We start from the raw sequence: 19,971 nt of genomic DNA on the forward strand, positions 1-19,971 counted from the left end.
AGACTCTAAGCATAAGTCAAAGATTAGTTGAGGAATTAAAATAATATATATGTTGGATACTTTCTATATCTTGGCAAGAAGAGTCTAAAAAAATTATATCAGAACACTTTCGTCTCCTTTATCTCCTGTTAAATTAATAGTGTCAGGATAACAACTCCCATCAAGTTCAACTACACCAGGGTAAGAACCAATTTCATCAGGATTAGCAGAATAACCCTGATTAACAGAACAACAATTACTATGATTAGGATCAGCAGAAGTAAAAATAGACTTTAATAAGTCAAGAATTTTTGTACAGCGTCCTATTGGTTTTGCTACTACTGTGCTTTCTTCTAATTTTATATTTTCAGCTGTTTCTTTTTCATATTTAATTGTTTTAGTCACAAGTGGATTGTTAAAAGATACTGATTTTTTGGTTGAATCAAATACATTATCATTTATACTCGAAATGACTTGCAACTCTATAGCAGGCAAGTTGCCATTCGGATATTTCATATCATATTTAGCCTTATTTCTAAATATAGTCCACTTCATAAACTTTGCCTTTTTAAAACCGTTGTATAGCTAACCCAATAGTCTCTTAGGTTCTTGATATCGTCATAAGTTTCTAACTCACCTTACGCATAATGCTCATGGCAATTTAAAAATTGCAGAAAAGTACAATACGTTATTGCGAAACCACATGAGTGTAGTGGCAATCCATGCTCTTGGATTGCTTCGTCGCCACCAAAGTGGCTCCTCGCAATGACATCTGTGAATTTGACGTAACGTTAGTCAGGTTAGCTATAACTTGTGACTTATAGTTTAAACATAAACCGGAAAATTATCTACTAATTTTTTAACTTGTTGAAAAGTTTTTTGCTCACAATCACTATTATCTTCAGTAGTTTTCAAGCCATCTAATACATCGCTAATCATATTACCAACTTCTACAAATTCTTTTTCTTTAAATCCTCTAGTGGTGCATGCTGGAGTACCAAGCCTAATACCAGAAGTAATAAATGGTGAAGTGGCATCAAATGGGATAGCATTTTTATTACAGGTTATACCGGCTCTTTCCAGTGAATCTGCCGCCACCTTACCAGTTATACTATATTTCCGTAAGTCCACTAATACTATATGATTATCAGTGCCATTAGTTAAAATATCATAGCCTCTTGCCATTAAACTGTTAGCAAGTGCTTTGGCGTTACTGATAACCTGTTTTATATATAAATGATAACCTGGTTGTAAGTTTTCCAAAAATGCCACTGCTTTTGCTGCAACAATATGCATTAATGGTCCGCCTTGCAACCCAGGGAACAAAGCAAGATTTATCTTCTTACCCAACTCCTCATCATTTGACAGAATAAGACCGCCACGTGGACCACGCAGAGTTTTATGAGTAGTAGAAGTCACAACATGAGCATAAGGCAAAGGACTTGGATGTTCACCTACCGCAACCAGTCCAGCAATATGGGCAATGTCTGCTACTAAATACGCCCCTACTCTATCAGCAATCTCCCTAAATTTAGCAAAATCTAATTGACGTGAGTGGGCAGAATAGCCAGCTATAATCAATTTAGGTTTATGCTGCACTGCCAATCGCTCTATTTGCTGATAATCAATTAGATAAGTCTCCTTATTTACCGAATAGAACACAGAGTTAAACCATTTGCCAGACAAGTTAGGCGGAGCACCATGAGTTAAATGTCCGCCTGTATCTAGCGACATACCAAGTATGGTATCATGTGGTTTTAATAAGGTTAAAAATACTGCCTGATTAGCCTGAGAACCGGAATGAGGCTGAACATTAGCATATTTACAATTAAATAGTGTTTTAACCCGCTCTATAGCTAAAGTCTCAGCCTTATCAACCTCAACACACCCATTATAATAGCGTTTTCCCGGATATCCTTCAGCATATTTATTGGTCAGAATTGAGCCTTGTGCTTCTAATACTGCTGGGCTTACAAAATTTTCAGAGGCAATCAATTCAATAAAATCATGCTGACGTTTTTTTTCGCCATTGATAATTTGGTATATATCGTTATCTGTTTCAGATAATTTATTGGTAAATATATTCATTAATTTAACCTACTATTTAAGTCGTATGTGGTCAACGTCATTGCGAGAAGACCGTAGGTCGACGAAGCAATCCATAAAAGTAACCAAAAATGGATTGCTTCGTAGGCTTGTGCCTACTCGCAATGACGTTTGTAAATTTGACATAATGTTAGCCCTGGTTAGCTATAAACTTAACGGCAAATTGTAGTCCCCTATCATCAATAGAATGTGCAAGATTTGGTACCCTGTAGTGACTATAAGCAATATCATATTTCTCTAGATATTCTATTATTTCGTCCATGCTACTTACGTCAAGCACATCGTCTAATTCACCATGTATCACGCAAACTGGAGTAGTTTTATTGATACATTCTTGTGGAGCAATTAATTTGCCAGAAAACCCTATTACACAAGCAAAAGGTTCTTTTTGTATAAAATTTAAATATAGTCCCATCATGGTACCCTGTGAAAAACCAATTATGATGGTATTTTTATTAGTTAAATTTAGTTCTTCTTGTTTCTTTTGGATTATGCTAACAACTAAGCCACTATTTTTAGCAACTAGTTCCCTGACTATATCGGGGGTACGGTTATTTAGACTAAACCATTGTCTACCATAAGAGGCGTTATCAAATTTTTCAATGCCATGTGGTGCAATAAAGTGACAATCGGGTAATTCCTTAGACATAAAGGGAACTAATCCTATTAAATCATCTCCATCTGAACCAAGCCCATGTAACAATATGACAAGCTTTTTACATTCATTGTTCAAACTTTTTACTTCCGGATAGGATAATATTTCATTTTTAGTCATTTTTTTAAGCTCTTAATTTTTATATAACTAACCAGGGCTAACATTACGCCAAATTGACAAATGTCATTGCGAGAAGCCACTTTAGTGGCGACGAAGCAATCCAAGATTAGAGATGGATTGCCACGACCACTACGTGGTCTCGCAATGACGTCAGTTTACTATGGCAAAATACTAATAGGCTAGCTATCCCCCGTTAACTTAGCAATAGTTCTATTAGCTTCTTCTAGCTCTTGTTTAGTATTTACTCCAACCACTATGTCGTGGTCGGAAGATAACAAATATGATACTTTTTCTCCACCATCCTTAACAATTTTTACCAATTCCGTTAAATACAACTCTTTTGATTTATCAGGTTTCTCTAAAAAGATAGAAGGTAAATATTTGTTTAATATACCTTCTGCAAAAACCATGACACCAGAATTACAAATTGTTACAGCTAGTTCTTCACTTGTTGCTTGCTTAAATTCAACAATCCTTAAAAAATTTCCTAGTTTATCAGTAACTATTCGTCCATATTGTCCAGGATTATCTCGCTTAAAGCACAATGTTGTTACAGCAGAATTTGTCGAAACTAGATGTTCTAGTAAATCATTAATAATATCTGCCGTAATTAAAGGATTATCTCCATAAAGTACTGCCACAATTTTGTTGTCATCAATTAAATCCAGAGTACTATATACAGCATGAGCAGTACCAAGAGGTTCTGGCTGTAAAACAAATTTACAAATATCTTTATAACAAACAATATATTCTTCTAACTGCCATGAATGAACTAAAATAACTTCATTGCTCACTTGCTTTGCATTGGTTATCACCCTATCAAGCATAGATATATCACCAACTTTATGCATTACTTTTGGTAAGGTAGATTCCATTCTTCTACCATTACCTGCAGCTAGAACAATAACTTGGCAATCCATATTAAACGTCCTTCATAGTTTCATAAATTGCATCAGATAATTCATAATTACCAAAAACTTTTTGCACATCATCACTTTCTTCTAAAATATCTACTAATTTTAATAGCTTCTCTGCTTTATCATTCTCTTCTATAATTATGGTATTTTTAGCCACCCAACCTATGTAAGATTCTTCAGGATGCCCATATTTATTGGTCAGAAATTCAAGAGCTTGCACAAAGTTCTCAATATCTGTGTAGATTAAGTATGTATCTTCTTCAGAAATCATATCTTTTGCTCCAGCCTCTAGGCTACTTTCAAACATAGCTTCTATTGTTGCTACATTTGCCGGATATTGTATTACTCCGAGATGATTAAACAGATAACTAACACTGCCAGTTTCACCTAAATTGCCACCAAATTTGCTAAAAGCTGCCCTAATCTCCGCAGCCGTACGATTTTTATTATCAGTTAAAGCCTCTATTATTATTGCAATCCCACCGGGAGCAAAGCCCTCATATCTAATCTCTGTGTAATTTTCGTTGTTATTCGAATCACTTGCCGCACTTATTGCCTTATCTATTCGTTCCTTTGGCAAATTATGACTCCGAGCTGCAGCTATACTACTCCGCAGCCGTGGATTATTGTTTATATCAGAGCCTAATTTAGCAGCAGTAATAATTTCTCTAACTAACTTAGTAAAAATTTTTGCCCTTTTTTTATCTTGCGCACCCTTTCGGTGCTGAATATTTTTAAATTTTGAATGACCGGCCATATTGTAATCTTAAATCATTTTGAAGAATCTATACTCAAAGTATTTGAGTATACTCATTAGTAAGCCGAATCGTATCATAAGGCAGTTTAAAGTCAATAATAAATTCCTCAAGTAACCTCTATAGTCAAGTTTTTTCACCATACCATATTTTTTTACTTTAATAAAACTACATATCATCTTATTATAGCTAATCCGTTAATGTTCTAGATGACCTCTCCGTCATTGCGAGGAGCTACTTTAGTAGCGACGAAGCAATCCAAAAGACCAGAAGTGGATTGCTTCGTCGTAGCAATGCTACTTCCTCGCAATGACATTGAGGAACTTATAACAATATCAAGAACTTAATAGGGTTAGCTATATTGTCTAACTATAGCATATAGGGTTAAGCCCACTAAGTATTATTTATGAAAAAATTTATAATTTTATATCTTTTATTTGCTCACGACTGCCTGGCATCAGCACCTCAGGCGTGGCAAATGTTGTTACAAACCCCGGCAAGCCCTCTTATGGAAGAGCTACAGGGGTTTCATAATTTCCTGCTACTAATATCAGGCGGAATAGTTGTCTTTATTTTCGTTCTACTAATGTATGTTTGTATTAGATTTAATGCCAAAGCCAATCCCATTCCAGCAAAATTCTCTCATAACATATTGATTGAGGTTATTTGGACGATAATTCCTATAATAATTTTGGTTATTATTGCCATACCTTCATTCCGTGTCTTACGGTTTGCTGAGAAAATTCCTGAAATAGACATGACGGTTAAAGTTGTAGGATATCAGTGGTATTGGCACTATATCTACCCTGATCATGATAATATTGAATTTGATAGTTATTTAATTACTGATGAAAACTTAAAACCTGGTCAGAAAAGATTGTTAGAAGTTGATAACCGTATTATCATACCAGAAAATACTACCGTAAAATTTTTAATTACCGCAGGAGATGTCATACATAGTTTTGCAGTACCAGCATTAGGTATAAAGATTGATGCGGTTCCTGGAAGAATCAACGAAACCTGGACTAAAATTAGTAAGAAAGGTGTGTATTATGGTCAGTGTTCAGAGCTTTGTGGTGTTAATCATGGCTTTATGCCGATTGCCATTGAAGTGGTAAGCAAGGAAGAATTCCAAAATTGGCTAATTGCAACAAAAACAAAATTCTCTATGCAAGTAAAGACAAACGTCATTGCTAGGAGACCATAAGGTCAACGAGAAATTGTAAGTTGTCATTCCCGCCGCAGCTAGAAATGACAAAGTGGTGCGGGAGCGGCATCTTACAATTTTATGTCATCCCTGCGTAGGCAGGGATCTAGATTCCCGCCTACGCGGGAATGACAAGTTATAGTGAAACCTATTGAATTAGGTGATACAAACTTTGTGTCATACCTGCGAAAGCAGGTATCTAGATTCCCGCCTTCGCGGGAATGACAACTTACAATAGTTATGTTCTTTATCACCTAATCCTATAGACATAACTATAGCAAGAATGACAAGTTACAGTTGCTTCATCGCTAATAAACTGAGTAATGCTAGGAGACTGTCGGAGATGGCTAGTCAAGTTAACTATAAATATTTTTTAAGTTAAATTAAATGAAAAGCTTAGTGCTAGGTATTTTTAGTGTATACTCAAAATAAAAGTTAATATTCACTAAATGAACAAGGTTCTATGGTACAGCCTAGCAATAATTATCCACATATTTACCCAAAACAGGTTAAAGAAACTATATTTTTAAAACATTTTATTCACAATCCTAACATAATGGTAGGTGATTATAGTTACTATCATGACGATCAGTACCCAGAATATTTTGAACGTAATAACGTTATAGGCTGTCATCAGTGTAAATTAATTATCGGTAAGTTTTGTGCTATTGCCAAAAGGACTACTTTTATCATGGATGATGTCAACCATCTCATGGATGGTTTTTCTACTTATCCATTTTTTATTTTTGAAGGTTGGAATAATTATACCCCAACTCCTGGTAAAGCTAGGAGTACAATAGTTGGTAATGATGTGTGGTTTAGTACCAATGCAGTCATTATGCCAGGAGTAACAATAGGAGATGGAGCGATTATCGGAGCATATGCAGTGGTCACCAAGGATGTACCACCCTACTCTATCGTTGCAGGTAATCCTAGTCGAATTATTAGAAAAAGATTCTCAGATGATGTAATCAATGAGTTAGTACAAATAAAATGGTGGGATTGGGATTATGATAAAATTACTAGAAATATCAAGGTCATAGTAGGGGCGGATATTGAACAATTCAAAAAATGTAAATAGTAAAACGTAGAAAGGAATGCATAAGCACAACAAAAAACAAAAATCTATAGCTAACCCGAATAAGTTCTAGGTACCCCAATCGTCATTGCGAGGAGCTACTTTAGTAGCTCCTCGCAATGACGGAGAAACTATCTAAAATCTTAACGGATTAGCTACAGAAAAAAGAAGATGCTATGTTTTTGAAATTGCATCACTATTTTAGTACTTATAATTGAATTTAAGAAGGTTTAAAATATGCATAAAGTTGTTTTCCTAAAAACGCAGAAGACCTACCCTTTTTTGTGTTATTTCGGTATTTTTATTATAATGCTTACTATAGGTATAGCTTTATACCATTGGTTTAATATAAAATCTTCTCATGAGGTGCCTATAATGTACTCAGATAATTTGAGCGTAAAACAAGGGGCAAGAGAGCAAAGCGTAGATAAGCTAAGTGACAAGAATCTCCAGCAGATTTACGGTTCTTCAAAGCAGAACACTATACGTAAGAGACATTTACGGGGTACATGGATTGCCACAGTGACCAACTTAGATTGGCCAACAAAGCAATCATTAGCAATCCTAGATCAAACAGAGCGTATTAAAACACAAAAGAATGAGCTTATCAGCATGTTGGATGAAGCAGTTAGTATGGGTATAAATGCTGTGTTTTTTCAAGTCAAACCAACTTCCGATGCATTCTATCGATCTAATATATTACCATGGTCTTCTTATTTAACTGGTACCTTAGGGCAAGACCCTGGCTATGATCCGTTGCAATTTATCATTGAGCAGGCTCATCAACGTAACCTAGAATTGCATGCCTGGTTTAATCCATATCGGGTATCCATGGATACAGAGCATAGTACTATTGAGGCTTTGAAGAATGTTCCCACTGGGTCACCTAAAAGTGTTTATGTTGTTCATCCAGATTGGATAGGTGTCGCGTATAACCGTTTTGTAATTGATCCTGGAATACCAGATGTACGTAAATGGGTTATTGATGGGGTAATGGAAGTAGTTGAAAAATACGATATTGATGCTATCCATTTCGATGATTATTTTTATTACGAAACTCCTGATTCAAAGTTGAATGATGATGCAACATTTGCATCTTATGGAAATGGTTTTGCTAATAAAGGTGACTGGCGTCGTAACAACACATTACTGTTAATAACTGAACTATCAGAAGCTATCCGTTCTGTTAAACCTCACGTAAAATTTGGTATTAGCCCTTCTGGTGTTTGGCGTAATAAAATTGATGATCCAATTGGTTCAGATACTTCTGCTGGCAGCCCACATTATGATACTTACTATGCCGATACACGACTATGGATTCTTAAAGAACTAATTGACTATGTAGCACCGCAGGTATATTGGCCTTTTACCCGAAAAATAGTGCAGTTTGATATCATTACCCAATGGTGGAGTAATGTTGTACAAGGCAAAAACGTTCATTTGTATATTGGTGAAGCTCTATATAAAGTAGGTGTTCCTAGCAGTACGGAGCCAGAGTGGGTTGTTGATAATGGTGCGAGTGAGATTAAAAAACAATTACTCTGGAATATTGATATGGCAACAATTCAGGGTAGCATTCTTTTTCACCAATCATCTTTAAACGAACCAGTTGTATTACACGCAAGAGAAGTGATTAAAAAAGAAGTATGGCCTTCTATTGCTCTAATTCCTTCCATGCCCTGGAAAGGAAACATTTCTCCAAGAGCACCGAGCAATCTAACACAAATAGTCACCCCAGAAGGGATTAGGTTGCAATGGGAAGATGGTGGTGATGATAGCTCAACAACAGTCTATTACGCTATTTATAGATTTACTGATGGTAAACCAGCAGATATTAATTGTGCTGACTGTTTGTTGTCTACAGTTCGTCGTAAGATTGGTAAACAGCAAATTTGGCTTGATAATTCAATGAAAAATAATTATAAGGGCTTACTATATGGTGTAACAGCGTTGAGTCGTAATCATGATGAAAGTGATGTTTGTACATCTATTCATTCAAAGCCATGATTTTAGCGATATATTCAACAGCAGAGTTCTCTTTAAGTAATTTATAGCTAACCCGACTAACATTATGTCAAATTCATAGACATCACATTGCGAGGAGCCGCTTTAGCGGCGACTAAGCAATTATTTCATAAATATGGTACTTTTTTGACTTTCCTGCTATAATAATCTCATCATAGAAACAGTAATTATATGAACAATAATAAGCCGTTAGTTAGCTTTGATTATGCTATCAAATATCTTTTAAAAGATAAAGGGGACTATAGTATAGTAGAAGGTTTTATCTCTGCTCTTCTTAAAACTAAGGGCTATAAAGATGTTAAGATAATATCTCTTCTTGAAAGTGAAAGTAACAAAGAAGATAGTAAAAGCAAAAGAAGCTTAGCTGACTTAATTGTTGAAGATGAAGAACACCATAAATATATTATTGAAATCGAACGTAATGTTCAGGAATCCTTCATCCATAAGGCTTGTTTTAATACTTCAAGACTTATCGTGGATAATCTTGCACAAGGAGCGGATTATACACAAATAATCAAAATATTTCATATCTCTCTACTTTATTTTCCTATAGGTAATGGCAATGGTACTATTTACCATGGTAAAACTATCATTCATGAAATAGAGACTAATGAACGTTTAACTGTTCATATTAAGAATAAAGAAACTGATGAAATTTTTGATGCTACCAATATTTTACCAGAATATTTCTATATATCAGTACCACTGTTTAATGATCGGCTAGAAAGAGAGATCGATGATTGGCTGCATGTCATGAAATATGATGAAGTGCCAAAAAATTATCATTCGCCTTATATGAGTCAAGTAGCAGAAAAGCTTAATATCCTAAGAATGACTTCTGAGGAAAGGGCAAGCTATTTCTATTATCAGAAGCAGATTTATACTGATAGAGATGAACTAAGAACTGCTGAAGCAATAGGTAAAGCTAGCGGTGAAGTTATAGGGGAAGCTAGAGCAAGAGAATCTATGGCTAAAAATCTACTTAAAGCTGGAGTTTCTATTGATATCATTGCCGAATCCATCGGACTTAGTAAATCTCAAATAGAAAGCCTAAAAAATGACTGACCTACTATAACAAGTTCAGGATGACATGATATAAAAGGATAATTTATGAACCAAACAACAGAACATCACCAAATGCCCAAAGGTATACAAAGATGGATTTTCTCTACCAATCACAAAGATATTGGCATAATGTATATTATATTCGCCATATTTGCTGGGCTTGTTGGTGGGTTATTTTCTGTTATTTTTAGGTTAGAATTAGCAATGCCCGGTGGACATATACTAGGAGCTAATTATCAACTATATAATGTATTAATTACTGCTCATGCGATAATTATGGTGTTTTTCATGATTATGCCAGCTTTATTTGGTGGATTTGGTAATTACTTTGTACCAATTTTAATAGGCGCACCAGACATGGCTTTTCCAAGGCTAAATAATATAAGTTTTTGGCTACTTGTCCCTGCTTTTATGTTATTAATGCTTTCAGCTTTTGTTGATGGTGGTGCAGGTACTGGCTGGACACTTTACCCTCCTCTAAGTAGCCTAGTAGGACATCCTGGGGCGGCTGTCGATATGGCTATTTTAAGCTTACATATTACAGGTCTCTCTTCTATTCTTGGCTCAATTAATATGATTGTCACTATCTTTAATATGAGAACTGATGGTATGGGATTGTTTGAAATGCCCCTATTTATTTGGTCAATTCTGGTCACTGCCTTCTTGCTGATACTAGCAATTCCGGTATTAGGTGGAGCAATAACCATGTTATTAACCGACCGAAATTTTGGCACCACTTTTTTCAAGCCTGAGGGTGGCGGAGATCCAGTATTATTTCAGCATTTATTTTGGTTTTTTGGTCATCCAGAGGTATATATCGTAATATTGCCGGGATTTGGGATAGTCAGTCAGGTTATCTCTACTTTCTCCCGTAAGCCGATATTCGGTTATTTAGGTATGGTGATAGCTATGGTAATTATAGGATTTGTTGGTTTTATAGTTTGGGCTCATCATATGTTTACTGTTGGTCTTTCATACAATGCCTTAATCTATTTTACTGCTGGCACGATGATTATCGCTGTACCTACTGGTATTAAAATATTTAGCTGGATTGCCACAATGTGGGGAGGATCAATTACTTTTGAAACTCCTATGTTATTTTCCATAGGGTTTATCTTGCTATTTACTATTGGTGGAGTTACCGGCATAATATTATCAAATTCGGCAATCGATAGAATTTTACACGATACATATTACGTGGTAGCACATTTCCATTACACCATGTCGCTTGGGGCTTTATTTACCGCATTTGCTGGGTTCTATTACTGGTTTGGTAAAATGTCAGGACGGCAATATCCTGAGATGATGGGCAAAATTCATTTTTGGGTTACCTTTATTGGCGTTAATTTGACATTCTTTCCACAGCATTTTCTAGGGTTAGCTGGGATGCCAAGAAGAATACCGGATTATCCGGATGCTTTTGCCGGTTGGAATATGGTATCATCTATCGGAGCAGTTATTTCCTTTATTGCGGCTCTTTACTTTGTATTTATTGTTATTTATACTCTGAAATATGGCAAAAAATGCCCGAATAATCCTTGGGGTGAAGGGGCGGATACTCTTGAATGGACAGTCTCTTCTCCTCCACCATTCCATACTTTTGAAGGATCACCTAAAATTTAATAGAAGAAGTAATTTGATGAGTGAATATATATATTGTGGCTTTTGGCGGAGAATTTCAGCTTGTTTGGTTGATGGGGTTATCTTGATGTTACTTACTATTATGCTTTCTTTAGCAGCAATAATAGTAGCAATATTATTATTTGATACATCTGTATTTAGTGATAATTACTCGATTGATAATTTATTTAATGATCTCAATATGTTAGTTATCCTCTCACCAATCGTCTTCTATATTCCAATATTCGAGTCATCTTCAATGCAAGCAACTCCTGGCTGCTATATCTTGGGCATGAAAATCATAAACAAAAATGGTAAGCGAATAGGCTATTTTAAATCTTTTACTAGAGCATTATTAATAAATTTAACGTGTATATCTATCTTTACGTTCATCTTATTTGGAATTGGAAATATTTTGTGTATAATGCTCACTGATGAGAAAATGTTTATACATGATTGGGTGTTTAGAACTAGAATGATACGGCAATAAAGTTAGTATAGCTAGTCGCTCCGTCAAAAAGGCTGTAGGTATAAGAGGTAATACATGTTTGCGGTTAAAAATCACATCAAAATCCATAAGATTTTCACCCTATTTTGTCAAAAACCTTATGGATTTACAAAGTTTTTATAACCTAATCACAGTACCAAGCTTGTCATCCCTGCGAAAGCAGGGAACTAAAATAGTGGACAAAAAGCCCTGAGATATTGTAGATTCCTGCCTACGCAGGAATGACATCCTTTTTGTTTAAACATAGCAGATGTTGTATCTTTAGACTTTTGACGGGGGGACTAGCTACCTGTTAATGTTCTAGATACTCCCTGTCATTGCGAGAATGCGTCACTAGTGTCCGGGTAAATTGATGCATCAAACAGCGTCATTGCTAGAAGGGTGTAAGCACGACGAAGCAATCATGTTTTGTGTCACCCTTGCTTAATATTAATGTCATCCCTGCAAAAGCAGGTATAGTTATACCTATAGGATTAGGTGATAAAGAACATAACTATTGTAAGTTGTCATTCCCGCGTAAGCGGGAATCTAGATACCTGCTTTCGCAGGTATGACACAAAGTTTGTATCACCTAATTCAATAGGTTTCACTATATCTTAGATTCCAGCCTACGCTGGAATGACAAGGGAGTACACAGGTATGACACAAAACAGGCTTGCTTCGTCACCACTAAAGTGGCTCCTCGCAATGACGTCTGTGCCTATAGCCCGTCATTGCGAGACCACATAGTGGTCGTGGCAACCCATTTCTAATCACTTTCCGGATTGCTTAGTCGCCCTCCCTCGCAATAACGTATAAACTATATCTTTAAAATCAACTCTTTGCCCTTGATATACCTTCATTAATTAACTCTTTGGCTTTTTGAGCATTTTCCCAGCCAGTTACCTTCACCCATTTACCTTTTTCTAGATCTTTATAATGTTCAAAGAAATGTACTATTCGTTGTCTTAGCATTGGACAAAGACCATCTAAATCTTTTATTGAATCAAAAGTAATATCTAGCTTAGAAACCGGAACAGCAATAATTTTTTCATCCAGTCCAGATTCATCTTCCATCATTAAAACCCCAATGGGGCGTGACCTAATCACGCAACCAGGTACGACAGGATAATGTGCCATGACTAATACATCTACTGGGTCTCCATCTTCTGACAAGGTATGGGGAATAAATCCATAATTACCAGGGTAAAACATAGCAGTCTGCATGAACCTATCAACAAATATCGCTCCTGACTCCTTATCCATTTCATATTTTACTGGATTACTTTCCATCGGAATTTCGATAATTACATTTATCTCCTCATGCTCAGCTTTGGTCTTAATTTTTTCAACTAACATTATTTTATCCAATTAATAAATAATTCATTTTGCATTCTTGTAAGCAAACATTTACACAATGAGTAATATATGGCTTTAAAAGTTGTTCATCACTTACTATACCATTTTTATTAGACGCCACTAATAGTCCAGCAGCAAATTTTTCAAATATTTTTTCTTCAATCTGTTCAATAGAATTTGTACCATCTAACAGTTCAATAATATATTTTTCGTGCAACTGCAATGGAATCACAGCATTAATTCGATTTGTCACAAACAAATTAGTTTTTTCTAACTTTTTAGCCTGATATCTTGCTAACTCACTTACTTTTGGTTTTGACGAGATTGTATATATTGAGCTAGGTTTTGTTGCAAATATTTGCACGTATCCTTGTAACACTAGGTTAGCAATTACAGAATCTACTTCTTCTCTAAAATCTTTAAGCTGCAAATTTTCTAACTTTTTCATAGCCAATTGAGTAATTTGATCCAAAGTTAAAGGGTTACCAATATTATCAGCATAGACATAGAAAAATGCTTTCATTATAGGGGAAGACGTTGAAATATCGGGAGATTCAGAATTTCCATGGTAAAACCCTAAGCTTTCCACCGCATTACTAATATCCACCTCATTTTCGGGCGTAGCTGGTCTGATATTAAAAGTAGTATAGAAGCCAGCTAATTCATTTGATTTAATTGTCCTATTGATCATGACGTTATCGTGACATAACAAGGTAGTTCTAAATTTACGATTAGTAATAAAGTCCATATATTGTTCTGTTCTTACAATATCATTTATCGATTGTAATTTTTCTGCAGTCTTTTCCGGCAAATTACCAACAAACATGGCAGAAAGTAAGGAATCTCCAAGATAATTTAGATTATGTTTTCTAGCGTTAGTTATAAATTCCTGGAAGTAAAAAGCTGTATTATCTTCTCCGAGATATTCGTGTAACAAATATGAATTACTTAAATTCTTAAAAAAATCAGTTTCATGTTGTAAGAACTTAGAATAAGGAGACTCTGATCCTTCTAGAGAATCACTAACAAAATCTAATAATAATTTAGCTTGTTGTAATTTATCATGTTTATCAGTAAAGATAGCACTGTGAAACATCATCATATCTCTAATAGTTTTCTGCATATTCCAGCCTGGCAGAGTATTATAGCTGATAAAAACAATGCCGTTAGGACTTAATAATTTACTAGATATTTCAAGAATCTTTTCACGAACCTCATCCAGTACCCAAGAAAATATCCCGTGACAAATTATATAATCAAATTTACCAAACGACTCATCAAAATCCAATATTGATAAGTGTTTTAGCTCAATATTCTTTAGACCTAGGCTCTTTACTACTTCTATTCCATTATTAATTTGTACTTGTGATAAATCAATTCCTAAAGAATAAGATTCTGGGTAACTTTCGGCAAAATCGATCATATTACCACCTTCACCACAACCAATATCGAGTATCCTAGCATTTTCTACCATAGGAGGTTGCATACCAAATACTAGACCTATAGTTCTTAAATGCTCTGGTCTTGTATAAGTATAAGGAAAACTTTCATAAGGAAAATCATCATAGTTAATGTTATTTGTTTGCTTCTCTGCTAAACTATTATTAGGATTGTGGTTTTGATCCATAATTTGTTCCAACTAAATTCATATTATAAGTAATGATTCTTAGTTGATTTAGTGATTTTAAGCAAGATGTTTTTATATTATTTTAGGATAGATAATTACAAATATCTACGATTTTGATATCATCTTAAAACGGGTAAAATTGGTGGCGTCATCCCGAACCAGTGAGTGCCAAAGCATAGTGTGATGTCATATCTGCGAAAGCAGGTATCTAGATTCCCGCCGTTGCTAAGAATGACAAGGGAGTACGGGAATGGTACTAAAACTGTGATGTCATACCTGCGAAAGCAGGTATCTAAATTCCCACCTTTGCGGGAATGACAACTTACAAAATTTTAAATTAAATTTCTTCTTGATCTTTTTACAGTATCTCCTATATTTAGGACTTGTTTTTTGTACAAGTAAGTTTTTAAAAGCGGGTGTAGCTCAGGGGTAGAGTGCTACCTTGCCAAGGTCGAAGTCGAGGGTTCGAATCCCTTCACCCGCTCCAGTACAAAAATTATCCTATAGTAATACATACTCTCTCTACGGAGACGACACTAAACAATATGTCTGGAATAGAGTTAAATAAAATTGCTGCTTCTATTTTATTAGCCAGTTTAATTGCAATGATGGTGGGGTTTATAACAGATATTCTGTACAAGCCAGTTTTACATCCTGAGCTTCGAGGCTACATAGTAGAAGTAACAGAAAATTCTCCTAATGGTTCTGATGCCAAAGCGGTTGCAGAAGCACCAGTGAATATAGAAGAATTGATGAAAACTGCTAATGCTGAAGCGGGAAAGGAAATAGCGAAAAAATGCTTGATGTGCCATTCGCTTGACAAAAGTAAAGCCAATAAGGTTGGACCACATCTATGGAATATCGTTGGGGCAGAAAAAGCAAAAGCAGAGAATTATAAATATTCAACTGCTCTATCTAGCAAAGGAGGGATATGGGATGAAGAAAGTTTATTTCATTTCTTACATAAACCTAGCCAATATATACCCGGTACAAAAATGTCCTTTGCTGGTTTAAATAAACCTCAAGATATAGCTAATGTTATAATGTTTTTAAAGACATTTGTGCATGACTAGGTTCTTATATAGTCTCCCCGTCAAAAGTTAACCTCTACTATGTTTAAACGTAAAAAGTGTCATCCCTACGAAAGCAGGTATAGTTATGCCCATAGGATTAGGTGATATAAACGTATACTTGCAGCAAAACTGCATAACTCTATCTAATTTTTTTGTTAGTATAAAATTTATTTTATACATTTGGGTTCCTACTATGCAAATACCATCAATTACTGTTGAGCAAGTAGCTCAGCAATTTAAAGCCTGGCGTCAAACTAAAACTAACAAGTTTGATCCCATACCAAACCATCTAAAGGAATTAGTTCGCCAGCTACTCCATCACTATTCTTGCAAAGATATAGCCAAACATCTCAATATTAATAAAACAATAATTAGTTCAATTCAACAAGCCCATCAACCTTCCCTCAAAACTTCTCCTACCTCAACTTCAAATAAAGTTCTACAACACGATATTAATTTTCTCCCATTTCAACTAGTAAATTCTATAGATACTGATCCTGTGGCTACTCCCAAACAAAATTACTACACTTGCCACATTATTAAGCCAAATGGTACCAAGCTTATTATTCAAACACTAGAGCTAAAAACCATAATTCAAACATTTCTATGCTGCAACTAACCCCTCAGTCAGTTATTTTTGTTGCCACTATTGCCATCGACTTTCGTAAGGGTATCGATGGTTTAATAGCTGTTTGCAGACAAAAACTTTCTTCCAACCCTCTTAATGGTTCCTTGTTTTTATTCTATAATAAAAACAGAACTGCCATTAAAATTTTGTCCTTTGACGGTCAAGGCTTTTGGTTATGCTCTAAACGCCTATCCAAAGGTAAATTTACGGCAAAACTTTCCCCATCTGATAATTCATCTTATCAGATTTGTTATAGAACCTTACACATTCTTATTCATAATGGCGATCCTAGTTCTGCCAAACTCTCCAATGATTGGCTTCCTGTCATTTAAGCTGCCGTCTCGATTAATTCCGTATTATTTATATATCTTGCATAGGCAAAAGGTGTATAATTCGTAGGATGCTTCTTTGCTTTGCTACTCTGCTCTTGCAGCCAATTTAAATATTTAAATGCATTGATCCCGTTCTCACTACAAGTCTTTACTATACTATACAGACCACTATGTATCTCAGCACTATTGATTGTTTTAAAGAATAATGAATTCTTCCTTTGTAAAATAATGGTACGTAGTGACCTCTCAGCCCAATTATTATCAAGACTGCTAACTGGAATTTTCAAAAATTGCGTCAAACCTTCTTTATTATTTAACCAATATTTCATAGCTTGCCCAAACCTACTATTAGGCTCAACTTTCTTGTCGTTAAATAATTCGTCTATTTTGTTATATATGTTTTCTATATATTTACTGCTATGTTCCTGATGGTACTTCAGCTTTTCCTCAAGGCTCATCTCTTTACATTGATGTTCATTATGGTAAATCCCACCAGTTTGTTTGAGAAAATATCCGCATTCTTCAGGATAGTATGGTTCATTATCTGTAAATTTCCTCTGTCCATGTGATAAACAGTTGATCATAATTATTATTGCTAGTAATTCTTTATCTGCTTCTGATAATACTGGGTTATTATTGTTACTTGCATCAGTCATTAAATGAATAGAATCAGTCCTATTCTTACGATTCTTTAGTACGTTACCAATATTTTCCCCGCCATGCTTATTACCGGTAAAATATAAAACTATCACCTCATTATTGGCAGTCTTAGCACATATAGTAGTGGTATAACAGCTGCGTCCTTTCTTATTTTGAGTACGTAATTTTTTATTGGCTACAGTAATTTCTAAAATTCTAGCTCTAGTATCATCAAGATTCAGTGAGCTACATTCGGCAGCCATTTCCAATAATACCCTGTAAATTTCAGCTCCACCACCTTCTTGCCAAACATCTAAATATTGTTGCCACAACGAGCTATATGATACAGGAACCCCGCTTAAACTTTGCAACCTAGATAAACGATAGAAGGGAGTACCGTAGGTCTTTTGTAACACTATTGCACTTTTGCTACTATTTGTCCATTTGTTGATATTCTTATTGTTCATAACTGTATAATCGCAAGCATTACAGCGTAACGTTTTCTTTACATATCTGTTGACTGTAATTGGAGCATTACCTGTAAATTGTAGCAATTTTCTAGCTTCACTATTATAGAGTTTACCATTATCACAGTGAGGACAGCTATCACCACTACAAAAATTCTCAGGAGCTAAATAGCTGGTATTTGCATCCTGATAATCATCAAATCCATATTTACCTTGCCAATTACTGCGATCTCTCTTCTTGGACTCATCGTACTCTTCTTCATTACCACCATTCTTATTATCAGATTCACTCGGTGGTTCTTTTAATGAATCTGAACTATCTTTTTTTTGTTATCTGCCTTAAAACCAATCATCATCTCCTTAAGCTTATTTATACTGATGTTTGATGATGCTAGCTTGTCTATTAGTTCGTTACAAAATTTCACAAGTTCTATCACCGCTTGCTGATCATCTCCTGTTAATGAACTTGCCTTAATATGTTGTATTAGTTCTTCTCGTTCCTCAGCACTTAAGGTCGCTACTTTTGGCTTTTTCATTTTGATTCATTCATTACGTTTAATAATTGAAATGTTATAGTATAACTGATAGTTTTTCAACCAGTTTTTTTACTAATCGGTGATATTTGCATAGTAGGAACCCAAATTTATAAAATAAATTCATACTACCAAAAAAATTTAATAGAGTTATGCAGTTTTGCTGCAAGTATACATATAAACTTTGTGTTAACCTTGCGAAAGCAGGTATCTAGATTCCCGCCTACGCGGGAATGACAACTTAGTTATGTTCTTTATCACCTAATCCTATGGGCATAACTATATCTAAAATAGTGGACAAAAAGCCCTGAGATATTATAGATTCTTGCCTACGCAGGAATAACATCCTTTTTGTTTAAACATAGCAGATGTTGTATCTTTAGACTTTTGACGGGGGGGCTAGCTATATAAATCTATGTTGCCTTATCTGATTTCTTAGCAACAATCTGAATTTCGATACATAGGCTAGGAATTAGCTTACCTAATTTAAGGTTAAAATCTAACCACCATTTATGATTTTCAAGTGGTCGAAGGATACCTCCTGAAATAACTCTGAATCCCCTATATTCTAAAATTTCTAATTTAGTATATTTATGAAGTAATTTTGTGAATGTAAGTAACGAAAAGGCTTGAACATGACCTCTAACTTTTTTTACCCTACATATTTTATCAATTAAAGGCACTAAATATTGACGTAGTAAATGTATCCCATGAGGAAAAATTGGAACGCCCAAAAACAACGTGCCGCCAGGCTTTAATACTCTTTCTATCGATTTAAAAGCCAGTTCTAATTCATACAAATGTTCTAAGACTTGTTCACAAATTACAATATCAAAAGTGTTGCTCGGAACATTTAACATCCCCTGCATTAAATCAGCTTGGTATAAACCACTATAAGATTCTTTCTTATATATCTCGTCCCTTATTTCAATATCTGCTCCATAATAATCTATCACTTCATTGTTTGGTTGATTATCGATATAACGCCGAACTACACCAGAAGCAACACCAATATCTAATAATTTTATTCTTTGGTTTTTAGATTTAATTTCACTTGCAATACGACTAACATCTTTTGAAATAACGTAATATCTACTTTGACGCAAACTATATTTTTCGGTTCTACGAGGATCCACACCAAAAGCCAACTGTTTTTTATCGTTCATAATACCAACTCATAATTTCCACTTTTATTTAGATTACTACGTTGCCACTAAAGTGGCTTCTCGCTAATAGCACTGTGCTGTTTTCCCTATGACTGTTAAATGCCATACGTAAAAGGTAAGTTATCTAAATTAA

24 protein-coding genes and 1 tRNA gene are annotated in these 19,971 nt (G+C 35.0%); 14 read left to right on the plus strand and 11 right to left on the minus strand.

The window, feature by feature from the left end; all coding sequences use genetic code 11:
* Nucleotides 1–93 precede the first annotated feature (93 nt).
* Both ACQH2P_RS07445 and glyA read right to left on the minus strand, forming a co-directional pair.
* Nucleotides 94–534, minus strand: a complete 441-nt coding sequence (locus ACQH2P_RS07445) for a hypothetical protein (protein ID WP_425363651.1) — start codon at nt 532–534, stop codon at nt 94–96.
* A gap of 270 nt (nt 535–804) precedes the next feature.
* A complete protein-coding gene (gene glyA / locus ACQH2P_RS07450) occupies nt 805–2,067 on the minus strand; it encodes a serine hydroxymethyltransferase (RefSeq protein ID WP_425363652.1) in 1,263 nt (420 codons plus the stop codon).
* Between the two features lie 25 nt (nt 2,068–2,092).
* Between glyA and ACQH2P_RS07455 the strand changes: the two genes are divergently transcribed.
* A complete protein-coding gene (locus ACQH2P_RS07455) occupies nt 2,093–2,254 on the plus strand; it encodes a hypothetical protein (protein ID WP_425363653.1) in 162 nt (53 codons plus the stop codon).
* Here ACQH2P_RS07455 and ACQH2P_RS07460 read toward each other — a convergent pair.
* The 3 genes from ACQH2P_RS07460 to ACQH2P_RS07470 all read right to left on the minus strand — a co-directional run bounded on the left by ACQH2P_RS07460 (nt 2,216) and on the right by ACQH2P_RS07470 (nt 4,534).
* Nucleotides 2,216–2,860, minus strand: coding sequence for a dienelactone hydrolase family protein (locus ACQH2P_RS07460; RefSeq protein ID WP_425363654.1), 645 nt, complete (start codon nt 2,858–2,860; stop codon nt 2,216–2,218). The genes ACQH2P_RS07455 and ACQH2P_RS07460 overlap by 39 nt on opposite strands.
* A 179-nt stretch (nt 2,861–3,039) precedes the next feature.
* Nucleotides 3,040–3,780, minus strand: a complete 741-nt coding sequence (locus tag ACQH2P_RS07465) for an NTP transferase domain-containing protein (RefSeq protein ID WP_425363655.1) — start codon at nt 3,778–3,780, stop codon at nt 3,040–3,042.
* A 1-nt stretch (nt 3,781) separates the two neighbouring features.
* Nucleotides 3,782–4,534 carry a YebC/PmpR family DNA-binding transcriptional regulator gene (locus ACQH2P_RS07470; protein ID WP_425363656.1) on the minus strand — a complete coding sequence of 251 codons (753 nt, stop codon included), beginning with the start codon at nt 4,532–4,534 and terminating at the stop codon, nt 3,782–3,784.
* Between the two features lie 207 nt (nt 4,535–4,741).
* On the opposite strand from ACQH2P_RS07470, the gene ACQH2P_RS07475 reads away from it, so the two are divergent.
* Together ACQH2P_RS07475 and coxB are read left to right on the plus strand one after the other, a co-directional pair.
* The gene (locus tag ACQH2P_RS07475) at nt 4,742–4,879 is read left to right on the plus strand and encodes a hypothetical protein (RefSeq protein WP_425363657.1); all 138 of its coding nucleotides are present in this window, start codon (nt 4,742–4,744) and stop codon (nt 4,877–4,879) included.
* A gap of 59 nt (nt 4,880–4,938) precedes the next feature.
* Nucleotides 4,939–5,739, plus strand: coding sequence for a cytochrome c oxidase subunit II (coxB, locus tag ACQH2P_RS07480; RefSeq protein ID WP_425363658.1), 801 nt, complete (start codon nt 4,939–4,941; stop codon nt 5,737–5,739).
* Between the two features lie 71 nt (nt 5,740–5,810).
* On the opposite strand, the gene ACQH2P_RS07485 is transcribed toward coxB, so the two are convergent.
* Entirely contained in the window at nt 5,811–5,993 is a 183-nt protein-coding gene (locus ACQH2P_RS07485; protein WP_425363659.1) for a hypothetical protein, read from the minus strand.
* Nucleotides 5,994–6,202: 209 nt separating this feature from the next.
* Between ACQH2P_RS07485 and ACQH2P_RS07490 the strand changes: the two genes are divergently transcribed.
* The 6 genes from ACQH2P_RS07490 to ACQH2P_RS07515 all read left to right on the plus strand — a co-directional run bounded on the left by ACQH2P_RS07490 (nt 6,203) and on the right by ACQH2P_RS07515 (nt 12,589).
* The gene (locus ACQH2P_RS07490; RefSeq protein WP_425363660.1) at nt 6,203–6,820 is read left to right on the plus strand and encodes a CatB-related O-acetyltransferase; all 618 of its coding nucleotides are present in this window, start codon (nt 6,203–6,205) and stop codon (nt 6,818–6,820) included.
* 234 nt (nt 6,821–7,054) lie between these two features.
* Nucleotides 7,055–8,824: a glycoside hydrolase family 10-like protein gene (locus ACQH2P_RS07495; protein ID WP_425363661.1), complete on the plus strand. Its 1,770-nt coding sequence runs from the start codon at nt 7,055–7,057 to the stop codon at nt 8,822–8,824.
* 189 nt (nt 8,825–9,013) lie between these two features.
* Complete coding sequence (locus ACQH2P_RS07500) at nt 9,014–9,907, plus strand: Rpn family recombination-promoting nuclease/putative transposase (protein ID WP_425363662.1); 894 nt, start codon at nt 9,014–9,016, stop codon at nt 9,905–9,907.
* A gap of 45 nt (nt 9,908–9,952) precedes the next feature.
* The gene (gene ctaD, locus ACQH2P_RS07505; RefSeq protein ID WP_425363663.1) at nt 9,953–11,530 is read left to right on the plus strand and encodes a cytochrome c oxidase subunit I; all 1,578 of its coding nucleotides are present in this window, start codon (nt 9,953–9,955) and stop codon (nt 11,528–11,530) included.
* 16 nt (nt 11,531–11,546) lie between these two features.
* A complete protein-coding gene (locus ACQH2P_RS07510) occupies nt 11,547–12,017 on the plus strand; it encodes an RDD family protein (protein ID WP_425363664.1) in 471 nt (156 codons plus the stop codon).
* Between the two features lie 428 nt (nt 12,018–12,445).
* Nucleotides 12,446–12,589 (plus strand): hypothetical protein, encoded by a 144-nt coding sequence (locus ACQH2P_RS07515; protein ID WP_425363665.1) that lies wholly within the window; start codon nt 12,446–12,448, stop codon nt 12,587–12,589.
* Between the two features lie 259 nt (nt 12,590–12,848).
* Here ACQH2P_RS07515 and ppa read toward each other — a convergent pair whose 3' ends face one another.
* Nucleotides 12,849–13,373 carry an inorganic diphosphatase gene (ppa, locus tag ACQH2P_RS07520; protein WP_425364134.1) on the minus strand — a complete coding sequence of 175 codons (525 nt, stop codon included), beginning with the start codon at nt 13,371–13,373 and terminating at the stop codon, nt 12,849–12,851.
* A gap of 4 nt (nt 13,374–13,377) precedes the next feature.
* Entirely contained in the window at nt 13,378–15,000 is a 1,623-nt protein-coding gene (locus ACQH2P_RS07525) for a methyltransferase regulatory domain-containing protein (RefSeq protein WP_425363666.1), read from the minus strand.
* Nucleotides 15,001–15,183: 183 nt separating this feature from the next.
* Between ACQH2P_RS07525 and ACQH2P_RS07530 the strand changes: the two genes are divergently transcribed.
* The 5 genes from ACQH2P_RS07530 to tnpB all read left to right on the plus strand — a co-directional run bounded on the left by ACQH2P_RS07530 (nt 15,184) and on the right by tnpB (nt 17,033).
* Nucleotides 15,184–15,318 (plus strand): hypothetical protein, encoded by a 135-nt coding sequence (locus ACQH2P_RS07530; protein ID WP_425363667.1) that lies wholly within the window; start codon nt 15,184–15,186, stop codon nt 15,316–15,318.
* A gap of 94 nt (nt 15,319–15,412) precedes the next feature.
* Nucleotides 15,413–15,487: transfer RNA gene (locus ACQH2P_RS07535), tRNA-Gly, on the plus strand.
* Nucleotides 15,488–15,545: 58 nt separating this feature from the next.
* Nucleotides 15,546–16,073, plus strand: coding sequence for a c-type cytochrome (locus tag ACQH2P_RS07540; protein WP_425363668.1), 528 nt, complete (start codon nt 15,546–15,548; stop codon nt 16,071–16,073).
* A gap of 85 nt (nt 16,074–16,158) precedes the next feature.
* Nucleotides 16,159–16,692: a hypothetical protein gene (locus tag ACQH2P_RS07545; protein ID WP_425363669.1), complete on the plus strand. Its 534-nt coding sequence runs from the start codon at nt 16,159–16,161 to the stop codon at nt 16,690–16,692.
* Nucleotides 16,680–17,033 (plus strand): IS66 family insertion sequence element accessory protein TnpB, encoded by a 354-nt coding sequence (gene tnpB, locus ACQH2P_RS07550; RefSeq protein ID WP_425362591.1) that lies wholly within the window; start codon nt 16,680–16,682, stop codon nt 17,031–17,033. The genes ACQH2P_RS07545 and tnpB overlap by 13 nt, the downstream gene beginning before the upstream one ends.
* Here the strand turns inward: tnpB and ACQH2P_RS07555 are convergent.
* From ACQH2P_RS07555 to ACQH2P_RS07565, 3 genes are all read right to left on the minus strand, one after another.
* Complete coding sequence (locus ACQH2P_RS07555; RefSeq protein ID WP_425362590.1) at nt 17,030–18,139, minus strand: IS66 family transposase; 1,110 nt, start codon at nt 18,137–18,139, stop codon at nt 17,030–17,032. The genes tnpB and ACQH2P_RS07555 overlap by 4 nt on opposite strands.
* A 302-nt stretch (nt 18,140–18,441) precedes the next feature.
* Nucleotides 18,442–18,675, minus strand: coding sequence for a hypothetical protein (locus ACQH2P_RS07560; protein ID WP_425362589.1), 234 nt, complete (start codon nt 18,673–18,675; stop codon nt 18,442–18,444).
* 410 nt (nt 18,676–19,085) lie between these two features.
* The gene (locus ACQH2P_RS07565) at nt 19,086–19,838 is read right to left on the minus strand and encodes a class I SAM-dependent methyltransferase (RefSeq protein WP_425363670.1); all 753 of its coding nucleotides are present in this window, start codon (nt 19,836–19,838) and stop codon (nt 19,086–19,088) included.
* Between the last annotated feature and the right edge of the window lie 133 nt (nt 19,839–19,971).

Source organism: Candidatus Tisiphia endosymbiont of Hybos culiciformis (assembly GCF_964030975.1).
Taxonomy (GTDB): Bacteria; Pseudomonadota; Alphaproteobacteria; order Rickettsiales; family Rickettsiaceae; genus Tisiphia.

Excerpts from the sequence above, each read along its gene's own strand:
- ACQH2P_RS07530 (WP_425363667.1), top strand. The coding sequence starts at position 15,184 with ATGTCATATCTGCGAAAGCAGGTATCTAGATTCCCGCCGTTGCTAAGA.
- ACQH2P_RS07500 (WP_425363662.1), top strand. The coding sequence starts at position 9,014 with ATGAACAATAATAAGCCGTTAGTTAGCTTTGATTATGCTATCAAATAT.
- ctaD (WP_425363663.1), top strand. The coding sequence starts at position 9,953 with ATGAACCAAACAACAGAACATCACCAAATGCCCAAAGGTATACAAAGA.
- ACQH2P_RS07465 (WP_425363655.1), bottom strand. The coding sequence starts at position 3,780 with ATGGATTGCCAAGTTATTGTTCTAGCTGCAGGTAATGGTAGAAGAATG.
- ppa (WP_425364134.1), bottom strand. The coding sequence starts at position 13,373 with ATGTTAGTTGAAAAAATTAAGACCAAAGCTGAGCATGAGGAGATAAAT.
- ACQH2P_RS07560 (WP_425362589.1), bottom strand. The coding sequence starts at position 18,675 with ATGAAAAAGCCAAAAGTAGCGACCTTAAGTGCTGAGGAACGAGAAGAA.
- glyA (WP_425363652.1), bottom strand. The coding sequence starts at position 2,067 with ATGAATATATTTACCAATAAATTATCTGAAACAGATAACGATATATAC.
- ACQH2P_RS07445 (WP_425363651.1), bottom strand. The coding sequence starts at position 534 with ATGAAGTGGACTATATTTAGAAATAAGGCTAAATATGATATGAAATAT.
- ACQH2P_RS07565 (WP_425363670.1), bottom strand. The coding sequence starts at position 19,838 with ATGAACGATAAAAAACAGTTGGCTTTTGGTGTGGATCCTCGTAGAACC.
- ACQH2P_RS07540 (WP_425363668.1), top strand. The coding sequence starts at position 15,546 with ATGTCTGGAATAGAGTTAAATAAAATTGCTGCTTCTATTTTATTAGCC.
- ACQH2P_RS07490 (WP_425363660.1), top strand. The coding sequence starts at position 6,203 with ATGGTACAGCCTAGCAATAATTATCCACATATTTACCCAAAACAGGTT.
- ACQH2P_RS07475 (WP_425363657.1), top strand. The coding sequence starts at position 4,742 with ATGACCTCTCCGTCATTGCGAGGAGCTACTTTAGTAGCGACGAAGCAA.
- ACQH2P_RS07510 (WP_425363664.1), top strand. The coding sequence starts at position 11,547 with ATGAGTGAATATATATATTGTGGCTTTTGGCGGAGAATTTCAGCTTGT.
- ACQH2P_RS07455 (WP_425363653.1), top strand. The coding sequence starts at position 2,093 with ATGTGGTCAACGTCATTGCGAGAAGACCGTAGGTCGACGAAGCAATCC.
- ACQH2P_RS07545 (WP_425363669.1), top strand. The coding sequence starts at position 16,159 with ATGCCCATAGGATTAGGTGATATAAACGTATACTTGCAGCAAAACTGC.
- ACQH2P_RS07470 (WP_425363656.1), bottom strand. The coding sequence starts at position 4,534 with ATGGCCGGTCATTCAAAATTTAAAAATATTCAGCACCGAAAGGGTGCG.
- tnpB (WP_425362591.1), top strand. The coding sequence starts at position 16,680 with ATGCTGCAACTAACCCCTCAGTCAGTTATTTTTGTTGCCACTATTGCC.
- ACQH2P_RS07525 (WP_425363666.1), bottom strand. The coding sequence starts at position 15,000 with ATGGATCAAAACCACAATCCTAATAATAGTTTAGCAGAGAAGCAAACA.
- ACQH2P_RS07460 (WP_425363654.1), bottom strand. The coding sequence starts at position 2,860 with ATGACTAAAAATGAAATATTATCCTATCCGGAAGTAAAAAGTTTGAAC.
- ACQH2P_RS07495 (WP_425363661.1), top strand. The coding sequence starts at position 7,055 with ATGCATAAAGTTGTTTTCCTAAAAACGCAGAAGACCTACCCTTTTTTG.
- coxB (WP_425363658.1), top strand. The coding sequence starts at position 4,939 with ATGAAAAAATTTATAATTTTATATCTTTTATTTGCTCACGACTGCCTG.
- ACQH2P_RS07555 (WP_425362590.1), bottom strand. The coding sequence starts at position 18,139 with ATGAACAATAAGAATATCAACAAATGGACAAATAGTAGCAAAAGTGCA.